The sequence below is a fragment of the Streptomyces alkaliphilus genome (assembly GCF_014141535.1).
Lineage (GTDB): Bacteria > Actinomycetota > Actinomycetes > Streptomycetales > Streptomycetaceae > Streptomyces > Streptomyces alkaliphilus.
On the sequence record NZ_VKHT01000593.1, the window covers coordinates 1 to 3,290 of the forward strand.

At 76.1% G+C, this 3,290-nt stretch carries 5 protein-coding genes; 4 read left to right on the plus strand and 1 reads right to left on the minus strand.

What is annotated here, in order from left to right; all coding sequences use genetic code 11:
- The first annotated feature begins 288 nt into the window (after nucleotides 1-288).
- Genes FNQ90_RS17165 through FNQ90_RS17175 form a run of 3 tightly spaced genes read left to right on the plus strand, consistent with a single transcriptional unit; the run spans nucleotide 289 to nucleotide 1,144 of the window.
- Nucleotides 289-639 (plus strand): PadR family transcriptional regulator, encoded by a 351-nt coding sequence (locus tag FNQ90_RS17165; RefSeq protein ID WP_182607193.1) that lies wholly within the window; start codon nucleotides 289-291, stop codon nucleotides 637-639.
- A complete protein-coding gene (locus FNQ90_RS17170) occupies nucleotides 636-887 on the plus strand; it encodes a hypothetical protein (RefSeq protein WP_182607194.1) in 252 nt (83 codons plus the stop codon). Before FNQ90_RS17165 ends, FNQ90_RS17170 begins: the two co-directional genes overlap by 4 nt.
- Complete coding sequence (locus tag FNQ90_RS17175) at nucleotides 878-1,144, plus strand: hypothetical protein (RefSeq protein WP_182607195.1); 267 nt, start codon at nucleotides 878-880, stop codon at nucleotides 1,142-1,144. Before FNQ90_RS17170 ends, FNQ90_RS17175 begins: the two co-directional genes overlap by 10 nt.
- A gap of 414 nt (nucleotides 1,145-1,558) precedes the next feature.
- On the opposite strand, the gene FNQ90_RS17180 is transcribed toward FNQ90_RS17175, so the two are convergent.
- On the minus strand, nucleotides 1,559-2,230 hold the full coding sequence (locus FNQ90_RS17180; protein WP_182607196.1) for a histone deacetylase: 672 nt from the start codon (nucleotides 2,228-2,230) through the stop codon (nucleotides 1,559-1,561).
- A 358-nt stretch (nucleotides 2,231-2,588) separates the two neighbouring features.
- Between FNQ90_RS17180 and FNQ90_RS17185 the strand changes: the two genes are divergently transcribed.
- Nucleotides 2,589-3,191, plus strand: a complete 603-nt coding sequence (locus tag FNQ90_RS17185; protein ID WP_182607197.1) for an SRPBCC family protein — start codon at nucleotides 2,589-2,591, stop codon at nucleotides 3,189-3,191.
- The last annotated feature ends 99 nt before the right edge of the window (nucleotides 3,192-3,290 follow it).

Below are 3,290 nucleotides of genomic sequence, written 5' to 3' on the forward strand. Positions count from 1 at the left end.
GGTGGGCTCGGGGGTGGTGCGTCCTCGGGTGCGTCTCATCGGGGGCGGCTCCTGGTGTCGACCCGTTGGGCGGTGGCCATGTCCGTTGTCCGTGCGCGGCCGGGAGCCCCCTGGAGTGGGAGCGCTCCCAAGCCATGGGGACTCTCTCCTCGGAGCGGTTCGACGTCAAGACGCCGGACGGGAAACCCCGGGAATGCCCGGGAACCCCCGGGAAGCAACGGGAGCCACGGGGTGCGACGACTCCCGCCGACCCTGGCCACGGTCCGTCGAACGACATATGTTGAGAACATGAGTCGGACGAGCGAGCGCGCCCTGCAGGAACCCACCCTTCTGGTGCTGACCGCCCTGGCGGACGAGCCGCGGCACGGGTACGCCATCACCCGCGAGGTGAAGACCCTCTCCGACGGCCGGGTGGTCCTGCGCACCGGGACCCTCTACGGCGCCCTCGACCGCCTGCTGAGGGACGGTCTGATCGAGGTCTCCCGCGAGGAGATCGTGGACGGGCGGGCCCGCAAGGTCTACGCCCTGGCCGCGCCCGGACGGGAGAGGTTGGCGGTCGAGGCGGAGCGCCTGGCGGCGACGGCCCGGGAGGCGCGTCGACGACTGGAGGCATCCGGCCCGGCGGGGGCCCCGGCGTGATCGAACGACTCCTGCTCCTGTACCCGCGCCGGTACCGCTCCGAGTACGGCGAGGAGATCCTCGCCGTCCACCGGGAGGCTACGGCGCAGGCGCCTCCCCTGGACCGGTTCCGGGAGGCGGCGGACATCACCGCCCACGCGGCGCGGATGAGGCTGGGCGTGGACTCCGCCTCCCCGCCGGACGGTTCCTGGCCGACGCCGCGCCGTTCGTCGTGGCCGCGGCGGCGGCCGGCAGCGGGATGCACCTGAGCGAGTGGTATGCCTCGGTGGTCGCCTCCCCCGCCCCGCTGATGCTCTTCCTCGACGCCTGGAGCGCTCTCCTGCTCGCCGCCGCGCTGATCGTGGTGGGGGCGATCACGGCCCTGACCGGGCGGTGGCGCGCGGGCGCGACCGCGGTCGTCCTCGGCTCGCTGGGCTGGGCCGTGGCGGCGGCGATCGGGGGGGCCGGCGTCGGGCACGTGGTGGCGACCCCCGCCATGGCGCTGCTCACGGCCCTGCTGGTGTAGGCCGTCCCGCCCGACACCGCGCCGACCCCCGACGCGTGCGCGGTGGCCGTCGCCGTGTGGCTTCCCATGACCACCCTGGACGCCGAAATCCTGCCGTTCGGCACCGATTACGGCGCCTGGCCCCTGTTGGTGACGGCGATCACCGCCCTGCTGTGGGCCCTGCGCACGAGGTCCCGGGGGGCGCGGGAGACGGCCGTCATGGCCGCGGCCTCCCTCCCGCTGATCGCCCCCGCGTACCCGACGGCGTGGGGCCACCCGCTCCCGGTTCTGGCGATGACGGTCGAGGTGTCCCGGTGGGCGGGCCCGCCCGGGGGATCACCACCCCCGGCTAGGCCGTGCCCACCGCGACCGATGGCCGGCCGGGGGCCGCCGGGTGATCCCGGGGGGCACCGGCGCTCCCGGCCCGGCCCCGCCTCACCCGCCCGGGATGTCCGGGACGTCCGGGACGTCCGGGACGTCCGGCGGCGGGCCGGCGATCAGCGCGGTCAGGGTGTCGCGGGTCCAGCGCCCGGCGACGCCGGGGGACCCCACCAGCGCCTCGGCGGTCCGCTCCGCGTCCCACCCGTTGGCCTCCCGCAGGCCGACGCCGATCCGCCACAGGTAGGCGGGGGCCGGTGCCACCGCCGGGACCTCGTCGGAGCGCCACGGCGCGGTGAAGGTCACGACCGGGAGGCCGTCCAACTCGCCGGTGAGGACGAGCGTCTCGTACCGGCCGGGGCCGACCCGCAGTCGGCCGGCCGACAACAGGGCGGGAAGGTCCGGCGCGGGTTCCGTGCCCGGTTCGCGGTACATCTCCTGGGCCAGCAGGTCCGCGAACTGACCGGGCCGCAGCAGGTGGGCGCGGGCCGCGGTGGGACCGGGGGTGTCGGGGTCGTAGAAGGCCCGGCCGCCCCGCCACACCGGGGAGGTGGTGGCGAAGTACAGCGAGCCGGGCAACCACAGCGGCGCGCTCCGCTCCGGTGGCCGGGGGTCGCGGCAGCCGGGGTACTCGCGCCCGCCGTCCGGGTGAACCCCGCCGCGCAGGTAGAGGGCCAGGCGGGCGGGGTGGGTGTTGGAGCCGTAGGCCGCGTACCAGAGCCGCTGCACGGCGCTCACCGCCCGTGGCCCGGACGGTGGGCACCGGTGCCGTGAGGACCGGTGGGCGGGGAACAGCGCCGGTGGGAGCGGATGGGGACGGACACGGGGGTCTCCGGGACGCTGACGAAGGGTACGCGGCACGCGCGCGATGTCGTGCCGGCGCCTCCCCGACCGGTACCCCTCCACCCGGCGGGGAATCCCCGGGCCAACCGGAAACGCGCGTTCCGCGTCCGTTCATCCGGGGCGTGGCATCATCGGCCCCGCGCCACGGGGCCGCGCGCCCGCGTGACCCGCCGCGCGCCGTGTACCGTCCGTCACCGCGCCTCCCCGGCGCGTCGCCCGAGCCGCCTCGAGGAGAACGAACGCCGTGCGCAGCGTCACCACCGAGATCGAGATTCCCGCCCCGCCGGAGGACGTGTGGGAGGTGCTGCTGGACTTCTCCCGCTACGGCGAGTGGAACCCCTTCATCCGGGAGGCCGGGGGCCGGGCGGAACGCGGGGGCACCCTGACGCTGCGGATGCACCCCACCAAGGGGCGCCCCGTGAACTTCCGGCCCAAGGTCCTGGTCGCCGAGGTGGAGACGGAACTGCGTTGGCGGGGGAAGCTGCTGATGCCCGGTCTGTTCGACGGGGAACACCACTTCCTCCTCACCGATCTCGGCACCCCCGAGGACCCCGCCACCCGGCTGGTCCACGGCGAGACCTTCCGGGGGGTGCTGGTGCCGGTGCTGGGGATGGTGATCCGGAGGGCCGAGCACGACTTCCGGCTGCTGAACGAGGCGCTGGCCGAGCGGGCCGCGGCCCGGTACACCGAGCGGGTGGGCAGAGCCGTGCCCACCGTCGGTGACGGGGCGCCCGGCCCCGTGGGGCCCGTCGGCACCCGGCTCCCTTCCGAACCCGCGTCCGAAGAGGCGGACACCCCGGGTGAACCGACCGCCGGTGGCGACGGGGAGCCCCGGCGCGCCGACTGACCGGCGCCCCGCCCCGGGGGTGGGCTCGTCCTCCGGCCGGGGCGCACCGCTCCCGGCCGGAGGTGCGTCGCCGATCGGGGCGACGCCGGGGGCGGGAGG

Excerpts from the sequence above, each read along its gene's own strand:
- FNQ90_RS17165 (WP_182607193.1), top strand. The coding sequence starts at position 289 with ATGAGTCGGACGAGCGAGCGCGCCCTGCAGGAACCCACCCTTCTGGTG.
- FNQ90_RS17175 (WP_182607195.1), top strand. The coding sequence starts at position 878 with ATGCACCTGAGCGAGTGGTATGCCTCGGTGGTCGCCTCCCCCGCCCCG.